This window comes from Thiovibrio frasassiensis, assembly GCF_029607905.1.
GTDB classification, from domain to species: domain Bacteria; phylum Desulfobacterota; class Desulfobulbia; order Desulfobulbales; family Desulfurivibrionaceae; genus Thiovibrio; species Thiovibrio frasassiensis.
In genome coordinates, this window is sequence record NZ_JAPHEH010000001.1 from 922,212 (window position 1) to 940,156 (window position 17,945).

The 17,945-nt window shown below is 47.8% G+C and carries 18 protein-coding genes and 3 tRNA genes; 10 read left to right on the forward strand and 11 right to left on the reverse strand.

Annotated features, from left to right (window positions below; translation table 11 throughout):
* The 5 genes from OLX77_RS04325 to OLX77_RS04345 all read left to right on the forward strand — a co-directional run bounded on the left by OLX77_RS04325 (window position 1) and on the right by OLX77_RS04345 (window position 5,647).
* The gene (locus OLX77_RS04325) at window positions 1-1,977 is read left to right on the forward strand and encodes a type IV secretory system conjugative DNA transfer family protein (RefSeq protein WP_307632362.1); all 1,977 of its coding nucleotides are present in this window, start codon (window positions 1-3) and stop codon (window positions 1,975-1,977) included.
* A 281-nt stretch (window positions 1,978-2,258) separates the two neighbouring features.
* A complete protein-coding gene (locus OLX77_RS04330) occupies window positions 2,259-2,867 on the forward strand; it encodes an endonuclease (protein WP_307632363.1) in 609 nt (202 codons plus the stop codon).
* Between the two features lie 116 nt (window positions 2,868-2,983).
* The gene (locus tag OLX77_RS04335) at window positions 2,984-3,694 is read left to right on the forward strand and encodes a GNAT family N-acetyltransferase (protein ID WP_307632364.1); all 711 of its coding nucleotides are present in this window, start codon (window positions 2,984-2,986) and stop codon (window positions 3,692-3,694) included.
* Window positions 3,691-4,581 carry an ImmA/IrrE family metallo-endopeptidase gene (locus OLX77_RS04340; protein WP_307632365.1) on the forward strand — a complete coding sequence of 297 codons (891 nt, stop codon included), beginning with the start codon at window positions 3,691-3,693 and terminating at the stop codon, window positions 4,579-4,581. Before OLX77_RS04335 ends, OLX77_RS04340 begins: the two co-directional genes overlap by 4 nt.
* The gene (locus tag OLX77_RS04345) at window positions 4,574-5,647 is read left to right on the forward strand and encodes a beta family protein (protein WP_307634062.1); all 1,074 of its coding nucleotides are present in this window, start codon (window positions 4,574-4,576) and stop codon (window positions 5,645-5,647) included. Before OLX77_RS04340 ends, OLX77_RS04345 begins: the two co-directional genes overlap by 8 nt.
* Here the strand turns inward: OLX77_RS04345 and OLX77_RS04350 are convergent.
* Complete coding sequence (locus tag OLX77_RS04350; protein ID WP_307632366.1) at window positions 5,644-6,207, reverse strand: sce7726 family protein; 564 nt, start codon at window positions 6,205-6,207, stop codon at window positions 5,644-5,646. The genes OLX77_RS04345 and OLX77_RS04350 overlap by 4 nt on opposite strands.
* 282 nt (window positions 6,208-6,489) lie before the next feature.
* Between OLX77_RS04350 and OLX77_RS04355 the strand changes: the two genes are divergently transcribed.
* Complete coding sequence (locus OLX77_RS04355; protein ID WP_307632367.1) at window positions 6,490-7,410, forward strand: DNA-methyltransferase; 921 nt, start codon at window positions 6,490-6,492, stop codon at window positions 7,408-7,410.
* On the opposite strand, the gene OLX77_RS04360 is transcribed toward OLX77_RS04355, so the two are convergent.
* The 7 genes from OLX77_RS04360 to OLX77_RS04390 form a co-directional block, all read right to left on the reverse strand.
* Window positions 7,407-8,165 (reverse strand): hypothetical protein, encoded by a 759-nt coding sequence (locus OLX77_RS04360; RefSeq protein ID WP_307632368.1) that lies wholly within the window; start codon window positions 8,163-8,165, stop codon window positions 7,407-7,409. The genes OLX77_RS04355 and OLX77_RS04360 overlap by 4 nt on opposite strands.
* A 174-nt stretch (window positions 8,166-8,339) precedes the next feature.
* A complete protein-coding gene (locus tag OLX77_RS04365) occupies window positions 8,340-9,848 on the reverse strand; it encodes a site-specific integrase (protein WP_307632369.1) in 1,509 nt (502 codons plus the stop codon).
* A gap of 105 nt (window positions 9,849-9,953) precedes the next feature.
* Window positions 9,954-10,030 (reverse strand) — tRNA-Met (locus OLX77_RS04370).
* 128 nt (window positions 10,031-10,158) lie between these two features.
* A complete protein-coding gene (groL, locus tag OLX77_RS04375; RefSeq protein ID WP_307632370.1) occupies window positions 10,159-11,814 on the reverse strand; it encodes a chaperonin GroEL in 1,656 nt (551 codons plus the stop codon).
* Between the two features lie 73 nt (window positions 11,815-11,887).
* Entirely contained in the window at window positions 11,888-12,181 is a 294-nt protein-coding gene (gene groES / locus OLX77_RS04380) for a co-chaperone GroES (RefSeq protein WP_307632371.1), read from the reverse strand.
* 261 nt (window positions 12,182-12,442) lie between these two features.
* Complete coding sequence (locus OLX77_RS04385; protein WP_307632372.1) at window positions 12,443-13,510, reverse strand: branched-chain amino acid aminotransferase; 1,068 nt, start codon at window positions 13,508-13,510, stop codon at window positions 12,443-12,445.
* A 222-nt stretch (window positions 13,511-13,732) separates the two neighbouring features.
* Window positions 13,733-13,810: transfer RNA gene (locus tag OLX77_RS04390), tRNA-Pro, on the reverse strand.
* A gap of 254 nt (window positions 13,811-14,064) precedes the next feature.
* Here OLX77_RS04390 and OLX77_RS04395 point away from each other — a divergent pair.
* A tRNA-Asn gene (locus tag OLX77_RS04395) sits at window positions 14,065-14,140 on the forward strand.
* Between the two features lie 343 nt (window positions 14,141-14,483).
* Here the strand turns inward: OLX77_RS04395 and OLX77_RS04400 are convergent.
* Window positions 14,484-14,870, reverse strand: a complete 387-nt coding sequence (locus OLX77_RS04400; RefSeq protein WP_307632373.1) for a hypothetical protein — start codon at window positions 14,868-14,870, stop codon at window positions 14,484-14,486.
* A 30-nt stretch (window positions 14,871-14,900) separates the two neighbouring features.
* The gene (locus OLX77_RS04405; RefSeq protein ID WP_307632374.1) at window positions 14,901-15,626 is read right to left on the reverse strand and encodes an XRE family transcriptional regulator; all 726 of its coding nucleotides are present in this window, start codon (window positions 15,624-15,626) and stop codon (window positions 14,901-14,903) included.
* Between the two features lie 302 nt (window positions 15,627-15,928).
* On the opposite strand from OLX77_RS04405, the gene OLX77_RS04410 reads away from it, so the two are divergent.
* A complete protein-coding gene (locus tag OLX77_RS04410) occupies window positions 15,929-16,348 on the forward strand; it encodes a hypothetical protein (protein ID WP_307632375.1) in 420 nt (139 codons plus the stop codon).
* Window positions 16,349-16,356: 8 nt separating this feature from the next.
* A complete protein-coding gene (locus tag OLX77_RS04415; RefSeq protein ID WP_307632376.1) occupies window positions 16,357-16,557 on the forward strand; it encodes a hypothetical protein in 201 nt (66 codons plus the stop codon).
* A 9-nt stretch (window positions 16,558-16,566) separates the two neighbouring features.
* Here OLX77_RS04415 and OLX77_RS04420 read toward each other — a convergent pair whose 3' ends face one another.
* The gene (locus tag OLX77_RS04420) at window positions 16,567-16,992 is read right to left on the reverse strand and encodes a hypothetical protein (RefSeq protein ID WP_307632377.1); all 426 of its coding nucleotides are present in this window, start codon (window positions 16,990-16,992) and stop codon (window positions 16,567-16,569) included.
* A gap of 85 nt (window positions 16,993-17,077) precedes the next feature.
* On the opposite strand from OLX77_RS04420, the gene OLX77_RS04425 reads away from it, so the two are divergent.
* Window positions 17,078-17,944: a hypothetical protein gene (locus OLX77_RS04425; protein ID WP_307632378.1), complete on the forward strand. Its 867-nt coding sequence runs from the start codon at window positions 17,078-17,080 to the stop codon at window positions 17,942-17,944.
* Window position 17,945: the final 1 nt, after the last annotated feature.

Consider the following 17,945-nt stretch of genomic DNA (forward strand, 5'->3'; position numbering starts at 1 on the left):
GTGAACTCGAAATTTATTGGCATCACCATAATGCTCGCACTGGGTCTTGTATTTTTCATCCCTGCGATCCTTATCGATTCTTGGTTTCAAGGTATCGAGCATTTCAACTATGGCGATGACTTTGATGCATGGGAAGTATGGTTCTATACCCGAGATATCTTCTTCGATGCTGGCGTTGCCATAAAATGGCGCTTGTACTTGTTTTGCTTTAAATACGCGCCTTATGCCTACACAGCATGCGTGACCGTTGGCGGCGCAGTCCTTTACCACAAGAACCGGCAGGCACTCATAAAGGCGAAGATCTCTGCTACGTGGGCCAAGAAATCCGATCTGAAAGAATTTCTCGGTAAGGATGGCGTCAAGCTGACACAGAACATTCGGCTCAACGAAAATACGTGCTACGGCCATTTGTTGATCGTTGGCCCGACGGGTTCCGGTAAAACCGTTTCCTACTTCTTGCCGAACCTTTTCTTGCTCGACCCGAGATACTCAGCCGTCGTCACCGATCCGAAAGGCGAGCTTTACCAACAGACCTCAGCTTATTTGAGGGCGCATGGCTGGAAAACGAAGCTGCTGAAGCTAGACAATAAAGATGTTTCGGAAAACTGGAATCCGCTCGACTTGCCGACGGATGAGACAATGATGCTGAAAGTGTGCCAGTCGATTATGGCCAATGCTTCCGGCGATCACGGTGCCGGTGCCAATGAAATGTTCGTCAAGGCCGCTAACAACATGCTACTCGCGATGATTTATATCGTGAAGGTGTTGCCGGAGCGCTCAGGCTCCGGTGTGGATGGCTCATACGGAAATTTGCGAAACGTAGCCGAGCTTGCATCTACGTTATCTTTTGAAGCAATTGTCGGATTGACGGAGTATGCCGCTGCGAAGCTGAAAAATGACAGCTTGCTCAACCGTGTCGCGAAATTTCGACCAGGGCGAGGCGAAGAGTCAACGAACAACTCCGTCAGCTTTGTCTTGGGTCCGGCCCTAGAGCCGTTCATGAACGATGACATTACAAAAATCACCGCCCAAACAACTTTTGATTTCACGGAACTGAAATCGGCTGAGCATCCCACCGTGTTGTTTGTTTCAGTTCCAGAGCACAAAGTATCAGCCGTAAAAGCGGTTCTCGCTACGCTGTACATGCAGATTTTCGATGCATTGCTCGAATTTGGCCCAAGCGGTCATCCAGTTTTCTTCTTTCTCGATGAATTCGCCAATATCGGCAAGGTCGTCGGCTTCCCGCAATATATTGCTACGATCCGAAGCCGAAAACTCTCGGTCTCAGTGTGTCTTCAGTCCATCGAGCAGCTTGAACGTGTATATGGGGAATCCGAGAAGAAAGAAATACTGAACAACCTAAAGACGCAGCTGATCCTTCCTGGTCTGAAAGAAGATGAGTCTCTCTCATACTTCTCAAAGATCTCCGGCGACGTCAGCTACATGGAACGCGAAGAAGCCGATGGAAGCTTGAGGGTGCACTCGAAAGAGCGCTTGCCGATTCACGAAATACGAGGACTTGAAGACAATGCCGACAAAAAACTGCATGAAGCTATCGTATTCTGTCAGAACAAAAATGCCTTCAAAGATCGACAATGTCGCTCTTATCTCGATTCTGAGGTCAGCTCGAAGATGCGACAGTACGGAACAACCCCGTTTCCGACGCTTCCGGCTGATTATTATGAGCGCGTTGCAGAGTCTTGTTTTTTGTCGCCCTCAATGAAGGAACTCCTCGACAAGATTGGGATGTACATACTTTATCGCGGCGACGTAAAGAACATTCCCGCCGACTACAAAGAGCGGTCACAAGCGAAAATGCAAGATTTCATCAGCGTCGTTGGGCGTCCGACCATCGAGCGCTCCGGCACTGATATTGCCGTCATCTGGAACCCTCACGCCACGAGCCTTGAAGGTATCTATGCTCAGCAAATAATTTCAACCGCGTTTGAGTATCTCACGAAGCAAAATCTGATGTAAGGAGCCTCCAAAATGAATATTCGCGTTAGTGCCGACCGCGAGTTGGTTGAGTCAACCTTATTGCTGCAAATGGAATATACGGACAACCTATGCCCGGCAATCACAAAGCCGAGAATAACGAGAAAGGACTTCATTGAAGCGCTCGTGCGAGAAAGGAAGATTGTGCTAGAGCGGGAGCTGCGGAAGCTATGATGTCAGACTTCACTGACTCATGGTTGTTTTTAACAAAAAACAGGAGTACTCTTCGGGCATTAAAAATTCTGGCCGACAGAGGCTCTTGAATGAAACGATTTGTTTTCCTTTTGCTGCTAATCCCTGCCATAGCAATAGCCGACGACTCACGCTATCACTATGTCCGCGACACTTTTTTCTGGCCCATAATTTACAATCACGCATACGAAGATCTCTATTGCGGACGACCTTTCCCCGCCGGAAAAAGGATTACCGTCGAACATGTGTACCCCGCTGACTGGATTGCCGAAGCGAATGAATGCAAAAATAGAAAAAACTGTGACGTGGAAGCGTATCGAGTAGCCAGCTCCGACCTTCATAATCTCTGGCCAGCCGAACAGCGGTATAATTCATCTCGCAGCAGCCTTCCGTTTGGGGTAATCCCTGAAAATACACCCCGGTTTAATAATGATGAGTGTGATTTTGAGCGCACGACCGGCGAAAATGCTATCGTTGAACCGAGAGACGAGGTGAAAGGTGATATCGCTCGTTCCATGCTTTACATGATTTGGAAATACAAGCTGCCGGATCATGGGCAGACGGATTTAATGCTACAATGGAACATGATCGACCCTCCGACCGACGCGGAGAAGGCACGATACAAGAAGAATCTAGAGATCCAAGGCAACAGCAATCCGTATATTGAGATGTGGGAGTAGATCTCGCTGAAATCCATAGAATATATCTTTACTTAACGACACTGTTAGGGTTGAGTATTATGTTGAAATGTGGACATGAAATAGTCGAGATTTAATTCTCTTCTATTAATAGAATAATGCCTACCCCGTTATTTACTGCCATGGATTTGGAAGACTTACGAAAAATTATAGAAAATGGAACTCTACCGTTAGATTGTTCATCTAATGTGATTGAGTCCGGAAAATTACGCGATTGCAACGATATTTTGCATAGTTACACGATAACTAACGGCTGGAATATTGTATTCTCCAATAAATGCGATCGTGAATGGCAAGCATACTTTCTAAAATTGTTTGAATTTATAGAAAAACAAAACTATGCGGAAGAGAAGTTAGGTGAAATACTTTCAGAAATTCAAACCCAAGACCTTCATTGGGATTGGTTTAAAAAGTCTGTCGCATATACAACCCCTGAATACGAATGGTTTTATTTGATTGCCGATAATAAACCTCAAGGGGCGTGTTTAATTTATCACCCAAAAGACAGTATCACGGATGCAAGAAAAATTTTCTATATAGAATATCTCGCAGTTGCACCATGGAACAGAAACAACCCGATGGGAGCAAGGCTCTTTAGAGGGGTAGGAAGCATCTTGTTGAAGTGTGCCTTGTCATATGCGGTTAACACACTAGGCCTTGAATATGGTTTTTCGTTGCATTCTCTGGCTCAAGCCAAGGATTACTATAAAAAAATAGGAATGGAGAGCTATCCTGCAAGAGACAAGGAACACTTATTTTATTTTGAAATGTCTAGGGCCAATTCAACAGCGATGTTGGGGGGAACATGAATACAGAAAACTTCCACTTAAGCGAATTGAATGACTTTGAAGTTAGTAAGCATCAGTCATCTAGTGAAACTGCTACGTCATATTATAATAGCTACCTAAAATTCAAAGAGATTGTTGCTGAGCTCCCGAAAGATGAGCTCATCAACCGAGGCTGGATTAGTTCCAAGGATGACTTGGCCTCACTGGTCCCGCTTTATCAAAGCATCTCATCCAATAATCTGAAAACTTTATTCCGTAAATCGAACACATCGAATAATGCGCTCTGCTCTGCATGGCTCGCAAGTGTGACCACCACTGCTAAGCTTATGGTTTCCATCGGAAGAATTAATAACTTTGACGGGTTAAACAAAAACTTTCTGAAAGAAATTGCACAGCTAAGTCCGGATGTGTCCATAATCACGAAGCTACCAGAAATATTAGCAACGAAAGGGATCGTTCTTGTTTACGAAAAGGCTTTGCCTGGGATGAAACTTGACGGGGTAGTCTTAAAGCTTGTGTCAAATAACCCTGTCATAGGAATTAGCTTTAGATATCCAAGGATAGACCATTTTTGGTTCACGTTATTACATGAATTAGCTCATATATGCATCCACCTTGATCAACTTGATACACCAATTTTTGATGATTTTGAGTCAGAAGAAGTTGAAACGAATGAACTGAAGGCAAACCGGTTAGCAAAAAACTCTTTTGTTGAAAAACATGCTTGGCGTAATTGCATGGCAAAATACGATACAAATCCTGAATCTGTTGTTGAATTTGCAAATTATATCGGCATACATCCTGCGATTGTTGCTGGCATGCTACAGAAAGAGACAAACAAATACAATAGATACAGAAAGCTAACTGACGAAGTTGACATAAGGAAAATGGTGTTTGGCGATGACTAACAGGTACATTCCTTTTTTAAAACTGAAGTCTAGTGAAATTTTAGCCATTAAAGAATTAAGCGACGAATTAAAAGAAAATTTTGTTCCTTTTTTTGATTTTCCACGGCAGAAGAAAAATACTCAGCTTGCTTTTAAAAGCACTACAGAGAAAATGGTTCGAAGTATGTCAAGTCATTTAAAAGAAAATTTCAATTTCTATTTAGATAATTTTGATATTGATTCAATTCTGGAAATTGACAGCATAAATAATTATGCTTACTTATTGAAATCATTTTCAGAGTTCAATGTAATTCCTGTAGTCTCAATCGATCGATGTGCCGAGCATCTAGCTGCTGTTGTTGATGCTAAAAGTTCAGGGGAGCTTAGTTCTGTTGTTTTTGCTTTACGGCTTGTTCCCGAAGATTTTGCGTCGTACGACGCTGTCGCGGATGAAATCTCAGATGCTCTAATTGAGATTTTCGCCTTGTTTGACTCTGTTGATCTTATTTTTGATTGTAGAGTTTGCCTGGGGCAGGATCTAAAGCAGCTAAAGATTAATATCGTTGAATTTGCCAACGATTTTTCTAAAGATTATCCTCTTCGAAAATTAATCGTTGCCGGTTCATCTATTCCTGCGTCCATCCGGGACGTCGCCGGTGCAGAAAGCGAAGTTGAGCTAACTCGACCCGAGCTTAAAATATATAAGAGCGTTGAAAAAGAAATAGGCCAGATTTATGATGTTGTCTTGGGTGACTACGCGACTGTTAGCCCATTTTACTCTGAGCTCGATATCATGCCTGAGATAATGCAAAACGTAACAGCTCCGAAAATAATATATTCATTTGATGATCAACATTATATCATTAGAGGCGGCGCGCTAAAGACCCACCAAAGAGGATTTGCGCAATATTTTGATCTTGCTGCAGTCCTTGTTTCTAAAAATTTTTACAGAAGTGCCGAATATTCTTTTGGGGATCATTACTTAAGTGAAAAAAGTCTTGGTATTGGCAAAAATGTCACGCCTAGTAGCATAGTTAAACCTACGCTCAACGCACACATTTCATATATGCTAAAAGACTTTTTTTAGGCTTTTGCTTGCAAGTGTCGTGTAAAAAGTAACTCGCTAATTTCTTTGCTGAGCTCGGCCTTCTTTCTACTTGCTGAAATTAGTTCTGCCAAAATTTCTCTACTCTTTTTTTTATCTGTTTTATTATGGCCGTAAGTTAAACTGAGCATTTCACTTTTCCACAATGTCATTAATGCCAGCCCTTTGTCAAAATTGGCGTTATTTTTTGCGCGCCTAACATACCTTAGTGTTACTTGGTCGTTGATTTCTTCAGCCACCATTATGCCCCAATAGTTTGGAGCTATAGATAACGCCTTCGACACATGCCTCCTGGTTGTTACAAGCGTTATTTTTCTAAATGAAGAATTGTAATACTGACCTTGTTCTGTAATCCGTTCAACTTTATCGCCATCGCCTTTTATCTCAAAACAGTGAGCTTCTGTATACAAAGCTACCACATCCGCTATGGCGTTACCATTGTGCACCCTAAGCTCTTCGATAATAGCCTTAGGTTTTGCCACTTGCTGCTTGAGTTTCCGAATTAAACTAGATCGGATTTCTCTGTCGCCTAAATTTGTCATAGTAATTCACAAGAATCTGTAGCTTTTCTTCATAAAATACGCGCTGTCGGGAGCGGGTAATCTTACGCTTAATTGCCACGTTCGTACAGAAGTTTAAATTGTCGATGCACCTGCTATTCTTACAAGTTACCATGTACCATGAAAATCCGGCAGTTTTCCGAACAAAATTTTTGCTTTTAATTCTTCAGTCCACAAATTAGTCACGCCCCTATCTTGTTGCTTCATTCACAAAAACATGATAAATTTCGCGGAGCTATGCAATAAAAATTAATCGGGGAATACATGCCTAGAATTGCAAGAACTATTCAAAATGAAGTAGCGGAACCCGTACAAGACGAACTGGATCTTAATTTTGATATTCCGGTAAACATTGTCATCGGTGATGTGCGGAAGTGCCTCTCTCAATTACCAGAACAAACTTTTCGTTGCTGCGTAACCAGTCCTCCATATTGGGGCTTGCGTGATTACGGTGCTGAAAACCAAATCGGCTCTGAAATAACTGTAGAGGCATACATCAATGACTTGACCGCCGTTTTCCGTGAAGTACGGAGGGTTCTTACTGACGACGGGACCTTCTGGCTCAATATTGGTGATAGTTATACAAGCGGCAACCGCACTTGGCGCGGTCCTGACAAGAAAAACCCAGCCAGAGGCATGAGCTACCGCGCCCCTACCCCTAATGGCTTGAAATCTAAAGACCTTATCGGTATTCCTTGGAAGCTTGCCTTTGCGCTCCAACAAGATGGCTGGTATTTACGTTCGGATATAATTTGGAATAAACCCAATTGTCAGCCGGAGTCGGTCAAAGATCGTCCGACACGCTCACATGAATATGTCTTTCTGCTGACAAAATCCGAGAAATATTTCTATAATTGGGAAGCTGTGCGTGAGCCAACAAAGAATCAAAAACAATATCGAAGCAAGCGTACTGTCTGGGATGTCAATACCGAACCTTTCAGCGCCGCGCATTTTGCGGTATTTCCACCAGGGCTCGTTGAACCGTGTATCCTGGCCGGGACAGAACCCGGTGATGTCGTGCTAGATCCGTTTTTTGGGTCAGGAACAGTTGGACTTGTTTGCTTGAGGACAAAACGAAAATGCGTCGGTGTCGAGCTTAAAACTGAATATGTTCAGCTAGCACAAGAGCGACTTCGACCGGAAACAGACCTGTTCTTGCCAAGAGCTGCTATCAACGTTATTTAAGCACTGGCAAATTTCCACTGCCCGTGGACAATGCATTCACTTTTTAACAAATGCTTAATTTGGAGTTTCCTTTCGGTTCCGCCGTCGAAATAAAGCTGGAATAGCAACTTTCCGTTTGTATCTTTTACATGACAATAGCCTGGTTTTGGATTTTGACGGCTGCCCATCATCATCTCAAGCGTACCATCTTTAGCTTTCAGCAACAGACTCTTCGGGATTTCCACAAGTTCATAAATCCAAGGCGACGGATATTGCGAAAGTGTACGAAGCGTGAAAATGCGTTCGTATGACTGCATATGGCTAAAAAAACGGTCACGAAGTCCTTCCAAATCTTTTACTTCAGAGCCCCACTTGCCTTTCCCAAGTTCGTGAAATTTAGATATGTGAATCTCGTCATTCTTAATTGTCATATCAGACTGTGTTTTGAGCGAAACTGGCACGTCGCGAATCGTGATATCATGACCTGGATTTCCCCGTTTTGCTAACTTTGCCGGTACTCCACCGATACTAAGGATTTCTTCAAGAGCATACTCAAATCGATCTTTACCAAATGCTTGTTTTGACAGTGCATGATGAATTCGAAGGTTATCACCGAACGCCGCAAGAAATTCCTCAGTAACAATGTCCGAAGCTGCGTTTCGTTCATACTCAAAAGGCGCAGAGAGACACTTGATAATATTCTCAATCCACTCGAATTGACCAGCTGTTAGTTTCGGCAGGAGATTACAAAGATTCGTGAGTCTGGAAGGTTCCACAAGTACGCTCCGATAGAGATAATATCGAAGCAACTTAGCAGTCGCACAAATTCCTGTCAATTTAAAGGTTTTTTATGTCGCGTCCTCTTCCGCGACCCCTGAGAGGCTTTTCGACTATCGATATGATTTCATATGACACTGGAGGCTTCCATGCCTCCAGTGTATCCCAAGAGCTTACCAAGGCTTCACGTGTTGTAGTGCCTGCCCGTATTCAATTTTCTGAAGATGCGGCAACAAGACGTCCATAGTATATGGTTTGCCGTAGAGTTTGTATGTGATTGTGTTTTTTCCCTCGTGCCCAACGATCGCATTTGCTATCGACTCAGGGACTTCGTTCTTCTTAAGTGTATTGCTGACAGTGTGCCGGAAACAGTGAAATACTTTCTTCGAATCCGTAATCTGAATCATCTTTCTCAAAAAATTGGCGTTGAAGTACTCCGAATACTTGTGGCCGTACTTTAGTCTCCGATCATCTTTGCACTTATATCTCTTCAGCTCTGGAAAGAGACGCGCAGCACGTCGTTGTTTTTGTTGCTGGACAAATCTCAGAAAGCCGATCTCGATCAATGTTGGATGAATCGGCACGACCCGCACCGACCGCGAGCCTCGTTTAAGCTGTTTGTCTGGAGTGTTTTCGTTGATGCTCAACGAAAGGACGTCGTCTTCTGTGATAATATCTGCAACGCGTAGAGCACAGATCTCTTCAAGTCGTATTCCCTGATAAAGAGCGATCAAAGGTATCCAGAATTGAGACGGCTTCGTGAATGAATGCTGTGTATAAATGCTGTGCGTAAAAATTTTAGTCAAATCTTCGGGTGTGAACACGTCACGAGCTAAGTGCGGTGCGTCGTTCTTCGCCGGTAGCCTGAAATGACCAAAAAAATCTTCGGTGAAGTATTTACGCTTATGCGCCCATTGCGAAAAAGAACGGAGCTGAATGACATACCCACGACGAGTCGTTGATGTCATGACGTGCTCTGACGGAATTTTCATTGCAAGGATCTGGTCACAAGTCTTGCCGCGATATTCTTTACGTGTTGCTATCCGCTGCGGCAATTTGGCAAAGATTGCTTCAAATTTGTTTGTTTCGGAGGTGGTGAAGTCGGTATTGCGAATGTCTCCTAGCACATAAATTAGTAATGTAAGCTTGGCGCGGTAGTCCGCGATCGTCGATGCTGAGACCTTTGTTTTATTGGATGGGTACCAATCTAGGTATTTTTCAATGAGTTCCGAGAGCGTGAGTGTCTCAGAGAGCTTTACGACGCCGTTTGATGTCGCTACAGCGTTATTCAGCTCAGTAATATGCTTACCAACGTATTGTTCTCTAAACGCCTCTAAGAGCTCTTTCTCGGCGTCAATTTTGTCCGGGTCCATCTCAATGCGTTCCACGACGCTGCCGTCTGGTTTTCTCGTCGTCTCGACTATCAGCTCCTTCATGTTGCTCAAGCCGTATTTTTTAAAAATGTCGTCGGTCATATGATTTCGAGAATCCAGTTGCGCGAACAGATGATGAACCGTTGAGGCATGGAACATCGCTAGCCGATTGGCTTTCGTCAAATCTTGCGTGTTGAGCGACTTTTTTATTTCTTTTTTGCCGCACAGCTGCCGTAACCTCTTCGGCACCCGCATCCTAAAGTAATAGTAGCCGTTTCCTCCGCGCAACAAGTAGTTTTGTGAAGACATAAAAAAACCTCCAGATCGAGTGTACAAACTTGTGTACAACACTCGAACCTGGAGGTATGTGCGAAGCAGAAAACCTTAATTATATTAAGTATCTGCGTGATATTCTGGTGGCGATGCAGGGACTTGAACCCCGGACACTACGGATATGAGCCGTATGCTCTAACCAGCTGAGCTACATCGCCAGTGAAAAAAGAAGTCCTTATATTCAAGATTTTGCGGCAATTGTCAACCACAAAAAAGCCCCCGGTGTTTCCGCGCGCGAAAAACCCGGGGGCTACTTGAGCAACTAGGAAACTGCGGACCGCAACTCTTACATCATGCCGCCCATGCCACCCATGCCGCCCATGCCGCCCATACCCGGAGGCATGCCGCCGCCCGCACCCTTATCTTCCTCGGGATGCTCGGCAATCATGCACTCGGTGGTGAGCAACAGGCCGGAAACACTGGCTGCATTCTGCAGCGCGAAACGGGTGACCTTGGCAGGATCGATGACCCCTGCCTCAATCAGGTCTTCAAACTTCTCGGTGTCGGCGTTGAAGCCCTTGGAGCCCTTCATGTTCTTGACATGCTCCACAATCACCGAGCCTTCGAGGCCGGCGTTGTTGGCGATCTGACGCACCGGCTCTTCGAGAGCGCGAGCCACGATCTGCTTGCCAAGCTCCATCTCAGGGGTAAGCTTGAGTTTCTTGAGCGCGTCCAGGCAGCGCAGATAAGCAACACCGCCGCCGGGAACAATACCCTCTTCCACTGCGGCGCGGGTAGCGTTCAGAGCATCTTCGACCCGGGCCTTCTTCTCTTTCATCTCGATCTCGGTGGCTGCACCGACATTGATTACCGCTACACCGCCGATCAACTTGGCCAGACGCTCCTGGAGCTTCTCGCGGTCATAGTCGGAGGTGGAAGCATCGATTTGGGCGCGAATCTGCTTGACCCGAGCGGCGAGGTTTTTCTTGTCGCCGGCGCCATCAACGATGGTGGTGGTGTCCTTGTCCATCACGATGCGCTTGGAAGTACCAAGATCCGCAATGGTGACGTTCTCCAGCTTGATGCCGAGATCCTCGGTGATCACCTGGCCGCCGGTGAGGGTGGCGATATCTTCCAGCATGGCCTTGCGGCGGTCGCCAAAGCCGGGGGCCTTGACCGCGGCAACGTTCAGGGTGCCGCGCAGTTTGTTGACCACCAGAGTAGCCAGGGCCTCGCCGTCCACGTCCTCGGCGATGATGCACAGAGGGCGACCCAACTTGGCGATCTGCTCAAGGATGGGGAGCAGATCCTTCATGTTGCTGATCTTCTTCTCGTTGATCAGGATGAGGGGCTCTTCCAGGCTCACGACCATCTTCTCGGCATCGGTGACAAAATACGGTGAGAGATAGCCACGGTCAAACTGCATGCCCTCGACCACGTCCAGAGTGGTCTCCATGCCCTTGGCCTCTTCCACGGTGATAACGCCTTCCTTGCCGACCTTGTCCATGGCCTCGGCAATGATGTTGCCGATGGTGGCGTCATTGTTGGCGGAAATGGTGCCGACCTGGGCAATTTCCTTCTGCTCCTTGGTGGGCTTGGCGATTTTCTTGAGCTCAGCAACCACAGCCTCGACAGCCTTGTCGATGCCGCGCTTGATGTCCATGGGATTGTTGCCGGCTGCAACCAACTTGGAGCCCTCGGCATAAATGGCCTGGGCCAGGATAGTCGCGGTGGTGGTACCGTCGCCGGCCACGTCGGAGGTCTTGGAAGCAACTTCCTTAACCATCTGGGCGCCCATGTTCTCGAAGCGGTCCTTTACCTCGATCTCCTTGGCAACGGAAACGCCGTCCTTGGTGATAACGGGCGCGCCGTAGGATTTCTCAATCAGTACATTCCGGCCCTTGGGACCAAGGGTAACCTTCACGGCATTGGCCAGGATGTTTACGCCATTCAGAATGGACTCACGGGCTTTCACCCCATATTTGATATCTTTTGCAGCCATGATGATAATTCTCCTTTCCGTCTAATCACAAGAAATTACACAACTTGTTGGAGTCGCTATTTACAAACGCAGCTTATTTTCCCTCAAGAACTCCGAGCACATCATCCTCACGCATGATGAGGTAGTCCTCGCCATCGATCTTGATCTCGTTGCCGCCATACTTGGAAAAAAGAACCCGGTCGCCGGCCTTGAGATCCACCGCCACCCGCTCGCCCTTCTCGTTGAGACGGCCCTTGCCTACGGCAACAACCTTGCCCTCGGCAGGTTTTTCCTTGGCGCTGTCGGGGATAAAGAGTCCGCCCTTGGTTTTCATCTCTTCTTCCAGTCTTTTGATCAGAATACGATCATTTAACGGACGAATTTTCATGTAATGCCTCCAATTGTGTTTGGTAATGTATTGTGTGTAACCATGAAACGAAACAGCGGGGAATAACCGCCCGAAGCGTTTCTCGACCCGTAAATGAAGCGGCAGGGAAGACCGTTCTGCACGGCACTTTCCTGCCTTGATGGCACACAATATGTATCGGGCCTTAAAAAATCAAGAGGTGCGGTTTACTTTTTTTATGTAACAATATCGGCTTGTTATGTTGTTCTCCAGAAGACGCTCTCTTTTCTCCCGAAAAAAAACTCAGACCCGGATCACCCAACCATAGGGGTCTTCCTTGGCCCCGTACTGGATGGCCTGGATTTCATCAAAAAGCCTCTGGGACAAGGCGCCGGTTTCCCCATTGTTGATCAGGCAATCCTGTCCCTTGTAATGCAGGGAGCCCACCGGCGAGATCACCGCTGCGGTGCCGGTGCCGAAGATCTCTTTGAGCGAGCCGTTTTCCTGGGCCGCCAATACCTCATCAATGGTTATTCTCCGTTCCACCACATTCAACCCCCACCCCTTGGCCACCTGAATCACCGAATCCCTGGTGATTCCAGGCAAGATGCTGCCGCCCAGCGGCGGGGTAACGATCTCGTCGCCGATGACAAAAAAGATGTTCATGGTGCCGACTTCTTCGATGTAGCGTCGCTCCACGGCATCGAGCCAGAGCACCTGGGTGAAGCCGGCCTGCTGGGCCTCCACCGCCGCCATGATACTGGCCGCGTAGTTGCCCGCGGTTTTTATATGCCCCACCCCGCCGGGCACGGCGCGGACATATTTGTCGGTGACATAGATCTTAACCGGGTTGAATCCCTCCGGATAATAGGCGCCAACCGGGCTTAAGATGACAAAGAAGAGATATTGTTTTGCCGGGCGCACCCCCAAGGCGGCCTCGGTGGCAATCATGGTGGGCCGGATATAGAGGGTGGCGCCCTTGGCCGTGGGAATCCAATCCTCATCGAGGCGCAGCAGCTCCTTCAAGGCAACGAGGACCTCGTCCACCGGCAGTTGCGGCATGCAGAGCCGAGCCGCCGAGATGTTCATCCGCTCGATATTGTCCGCCGGGCGAAAGAGATAGATGCCGCCGTCCTTGCCGCGATAAGCCTTCATTCCCTCGAAGATTGCCTGGCCGTAATGCAGCACCATGGCGGCCGGGTCCAGGGAAAAATTCCGGTAGGGCTGGATGGTGAGATCATGCCACCCCTTCCCCTCGGTGTACGGCATGACCAGCATATGATCGGTGAAATGTCTGCCAAACCCCAGGCTGTTTTGATCCGGCTTGGTCTTTGCTTCTTTTTCGCTGATTTTTTCCAGTTGTATATCCATGCTCTTTTCCTCGAACAAAACACTCCGTTACGATGCGACACCGCCCTGTTGCCGGGATTTTCGGCCCAATATCGAAATAACCCCAGGTGTTGCACTCAAAATCAAGGTCAACAAATATAAATGATATTGCGCCTGGCTGAAACAACTTATTGCTGCCGCCACGGTAAACTTATGCTTAAGCGTCTCAGGGGGATCGAAAAAGGGGGGGGGAAAGAAAGGTGGTGGTCGGGGCGAGAGGATTCGAACCTCCGGCCTCCTGCTCCCAAGGCAGGCGCGCTAACCAGACTGCGCTACGCCCCGACGGACGACGATAATGGAAGTTGCTTTATTAGCACTCTGCCCGGGGCGGGTCAAGAGAATTGTTTTTAGGCCCGATGGATTTTGTCTGCTCGGCCGGCGTGCAAAATAACAGTATTCAGGGCTTTGAAATGCTGTCCCGGGCATAAAAGCCGTAACGAAAAAATGCCCAGTAAGAGATATTTCGCCACACCTCCTAAAAATCTTGACGCACGGATACGCACTTGCTATATTGCCCGCGTTCAGATGAATATCGTTCCTGGGTAGCTCAGTTGGTAGAGCAGGTGACTGTTAATCACCCTGTCGGGGGTTCGAATCCCTCCCCGGGAGCCACGAAAATTCAAGGCCGCCTGTTTATAACAGGCGGCCTTTTTTTGGGCTCTTTTTCCTGCTCCCCATCTGCCCAGCAGCAAAGGGACACGCCCGCCTTTTTCTGTTTTCAATGATACCAAGTGACAGCCAAAGCCCAATACAGGGGGGCATGAAGAATAAGAAAATTGATATTGCTGGATTTGATGAGACTTGAATGAGACTTTTGCCAGACTTTATGCGGACCTTCGGATGATGAGAAAATATTTTTCGGCGCGATTTTCATGTTAAGAAAATTGGCCGGTCAGTCCATAAATTTATGTGCTTTTTGCAAATGATCTAAGAAAAATTTTCAGCGAAAAAAAATCTACTCAACATCCGTGACCGTAATAACCTCGCCGCTGGAATTCAGCATGAACAGCTTGTTTTCAACCGCATAGCCGCCGAAAGAGTTTTTTGCCCTGTACTTGCAACGAACAAAGTAGCCATTTGCATTCTTAATGACTTTGCTCCACTCTATTGCCTCGAATGAGCCTGGGTCTTTCAAGTTCTGCTTTAGCCAGGATTCTACCTGTAAAACAGAGCCATCCCATGAGAGATTATGCACGACCTCTTTTGGCTTATCCTCTAAGGGGTGTCTTGAATTGTAAGACATGAACCGCTCAAGGATAAAGATAGCAAAAAAGGCAACCAAGACAAGTATAACAGTAGCAAAAACGCTAAGTTTCTCGTCAGTTTCCGTTGTTGTAGTCATGTCCCCACCCCCTCTTATTTGTTCCTGCGACTATAACCTTCTCCCGACCCACACCACCCGGCCGATGATCTTTAGCCGATCCGCCTTATCCTCAGAGACAGTCTCCGTATCATAGCGAGCGTTATCTGATTTTACCACAAGACTACCGTCAAGCATACGCTGGATGCGTTTAACGAGCAGCCCACCGTTTAACTGCAGCGCGTAAATTGATCCATCTAAAACGCTTGTGGTGGTCATATCCAGGAGCACCACATCCCCTTCGGAGAGACTCGGTTCCATGGAGTCACCGATCACGCTGATCAGCGCCAGATCGCGCACCGAGACACCCAGAGTACTTCGCACCCAATCCGCCCGGAAAGAAAGATAGTCCACCACCTGTTCACTGTGAACAATGGCCCCGCCATCAGCGCTGGCGCTCACTTCGTAGCGTGGGATATGAACGTATTCAACATTACCCCTTGATTCATAGGGGGCTGCAGGTTCCGCGCTCTTGTATCCCCGGCCACCTCCAGTTGCGCCTGCAGTTGTGCCTTGGTCCTTGATGAGCATCGGTACATCGTCAGTGAAAAACCATCCTGCGTTAAAACCAAGACTGGTGAGCAATTCAAACACCTCACCAGTTGGAAATCCCTCTCCCTGCTCGTACCTCTGCCACGATCGATGGGCCTTTCCACAAAGTGTCGCCATTTCTTGCTGATCTTTCCCAAGAAATTTACGCGCAACTTTTAACTTTTCGGCGAGTAGCTCTTTAGACATTTATTGCGTCCAGCTTTCTTTCTGTAAAGTCCGACAAAAAGCCGGACGCGCTACTGGCAAGGGAGTAAGCCAGATAAATAACAATAAAACAAGTAGTTGCGTCTTTATTGACAAAAAATGCGTAATTCGGAAGCTGGACGCATCTTTTGTCTTTACATGTGACATATTTTGCGCTTATAGTGTGCACAAGGAACGGGTGTTCCCCATTTCTACACAATACATGTCCTGTAGAAATGGGTCAACGTCCGAGTGATTGCAAAAATTCTGCCTGAAACATCTACCGCGTGGACGGGGTAACAACATTGGCACCTCAACAGCTCGACCTTTTCAATCAGCCGACCCTCGGAACAATAGTCCGCGACATCAAAGCGGCCATGAACCAAGCGGTCAAGGACTCCGGAAAATCGCGCGAGCAGGTGCTCGATCTACTGAACGCCATGGCTGCGAGGTACGGCATGCGATTGAACGGTAAAGGTGGCCTCAGTAAGGACACCTTTGAGAAGTGGCTCAACATAGAGGATGGGGACCGGATGCCGAGCATCAAGGGTATCACGATCTTTTGCGCGGTACTTGGCACCATAAGGCCCATGGAAACCATGGTCAAGCTCCTTGGCGGCCAGATCATCGAGGGGAAGGATGTAAGTCTCCTTCGGTGGTCGAAACGGTATCACCAAGCCAAGGATCTCCGCAAGCAGATGCGGGAGTTGGAGTCGGAGTTATGAGAAACACGATGGAAATAGAAATATGGATGAAGCGTAAAGGGTTCACGGTGGTGGGTATCCAGCGGGCGCTGGAATTTGCCAACCATGGAACGGTGAGCAACACCCTGGCCGGACGCAAGCACAACCGGAAGGTGTTGCAGTACCTGCTTACAAAAGGATGCCCGGCAAGATATTTGGATCTGCCGGAGGATATGAGGGAGGCAGCATGATGGCGACCTCTAATCACCAAACGGACTGTCTCCAGGCAGCGGCCACCAGTGAAAACCTTCGCTCATTAGAGCGCGAAATTGATCACCTGTTTGAGATGCAAGATCTCGATATCCCACGCCATGTGAGATCAGATCTTCACAAGTGGCAGCGTTGCTCAATACCGATTGAGCTGCACGAAGATAAACGAGGGCGCTCCCCGTTAAGAGCAGGCGAAATTTGCTATCTTGCCAAGCCTTACGGCGGATGCGCTGGGAAGGGGTTGCTTGAACGTATTTTTTCACCTCTTCCGTGTGACGGAAATACCAAGAAGCGAATTCTCGGCGACCGAGGCTGGCGAGTTCAGTTCGCAATTCGTCTACATCTTCTGGCGTTAGAGATTTCAATAATTCCTTGGAGAGTTCGGTGCAAGCTCCGGCGTATTTATGGAAACTCATGGTCTTCTCCTCCTTGTGTGAAATGGTTGGTTGGCGCTTTCCAGAGTAGCACAAGGATGGAGAAAATAAAAAGAGGGAGAGGGTAATGGGTAAAGGAATTGTAGTCATGGAAGAAGAGATTAAGCCGCTGTCATCCAGGGAGCGGATGCTCCGGGAAGAACTCGAACGACGCATTATTTCTGAATTTGGCGCTTTCCACCGGGTGGGCACCGCTTTGGCGGAGATCAACGAGCGGCAGCTCTACCGGGAAACGCATCGCACCTTTGAATCGTACTGCAAGAATCTCTGGGACATGGCTCGCGGAACGGCATACCGCTATATCGCGGCGGCAGAGGTGTTTGAAAATGTCTCCAAGTTGGAGACAAATACAGACGAGACGATGACCTTATTGCCCATTAACGAGGCGCAGGTGCGGCCCCTCACCAGACTGAAACCTGAGCAACAGGTAGCGGTATGGCGATCGGTGGTCGATACCGCCGGGCCAGGTCGGAAAATAACGGCCAGCTTGGTCAACAAAGCGGTCAAGGGATTCTTGGGCGAAAGGGTCGTTAAGGCCATCCGCACGGCCAAGGCAAAAGTGCGGTTGTCTCCGGTGAGCGCCGAGTTTATCGAAGTTTTTGAGGCCTTCGCCGACCAGCTTATCAAAGAAAAAGAGTCCGGCTACAAATACACCCCCCGGGTTGAAATCATCAAGCGGCTGGACCAGCTCCGGGCCGAGATCGCCATGGACGGCGAGGAGATCGAGGGACCGGCCTTCCATGGCGGCTCTGACGATACCAGTAAACTGCTCCGGGCCGGATACCGCCTGTTCCGCACGGATCGCTCCAGCATGACCGTCAAGGAACACGGCGGCACGGGCTGGAAGAAACACAGCGGCCCATTCGACACCATCAAAGCGATGGATGAAGAACTCAAAACAATCCTGCAAGACGAAAAGCACTTGCGGGGTTAGG

What these genes read in the sequence shown, in the direction of transcription:
- OLX77_RS04365 (WP_307632369.1), bottom strand. Translation starts at nt 9,848, where the DNA reads ATGTCTTCACAAAACTACTTGTTGCGCGGAGGAAACGGCTACTATTAC.
- OLX77_RS04335 (WP_307632364.1), top strand. Translation starts at nt 2,984, where the DNA reads ATGCCTACCCCGTTATTTACTGCCATGGATTTGGAAGACTTACGAAAA.
- OLX77_RS04385 (WP_307632372.1), bottom strand. Translation starts at nt 13,510, where the DNA reads ATGGATATACAACTGGAAAAAATCAGCGAAAAAGAAGCAAAGACCAAG.
- groL (WP_307632370.1), bottom strand. Translation starts at nt 11,814, where the DNA reads ATGGCTGCAAAAGATATCAAATATGGGGTGAAAGCCCGTGAGTCCATT.
- OLX77_RS04425 (WP_307632378.1), top strand. Translation starts at nt 17,078, where the DNA reads ATGGGTAAAGGAATTGTAGTCATGGAAGAAGAGATTAAGCCGCTGTCA.
- OLX77_RS04415 (WP_307632376.1), top strand. Translation starts at nt 16,357, where the DNA reads ATGGAAATAGAAATATGGATGAAGCGTAAAGGGTTCACGGTGGTGGGT.
- OLX77_RS04405 (WP_307632374.1), bottom strand. Translation starts at nt 15,626, where the DNA reads ATGTCTAAAGAGCTACTCGCCGAAAAGTTAAAAGTTGCGCGTAAATTT.
- OLX77_RS04340 (WP_307632365.1), top strand. Translation starts at nt 3,691, where the DNA reads ATGAATACAGAAAACTTCCACTTAAGCGAATTGAATGACTTTGAAGTT.
- OLX77_RS04330 (WP_307632363.1), top strand. Translation starts at nt 2,259, where the DNA reads ATGAAACGATTTGTTTTCCTTTTGCTGCTAATCCCTGCCATAGCAATA.
- OLX77_RS04420 (WP_307632377.1), bottom strand. Translation starts at nt 16,992, where the DNA reads ATGAGTTTCCATAAATACGCCGGAGCTTGCACCGAACTCTCCAAGGAA.
- OLX77_RS04350 (WP_307632366.1), bottom strand. Translation starts at nt 6,207, where the DNA reads ATGACAAATTTAGGCGACAGAGAAATCCGATCTAGTTTAATTCGGAAA.
- OLX77_RS04345 (WP_307634062.1), top strand. Translation starts at nt 4,574, where the DNA reads ATGACTAACAGGTACATTCCTTTTTTAAAACTGAAGTCTAGTGAAATT.
- groES (WP_307632371.1), bottom strand. Translation starts at nt 12,181, where the DNA reads ATGAAAATTCGTCCGTTAAATGATCGTATTCTGATCAAAAGACTGGAA.
- OLX77_RS04355 (WP_307632367.1), top strand. Translation starts at nt 6,490, where the DNA reads ATGCCTAGAATTGCAAGAACTATTCAAAATGAAGTAGCGGAACCCGTA.
- OLX77_RS04400 (WP_307632373.1), bottom strand. Translation starts at nt 14,870, where the DNA reads ATGACTACAACAACGGAAACTGACGAGAAACTTAGCGTTTTTGCTACT.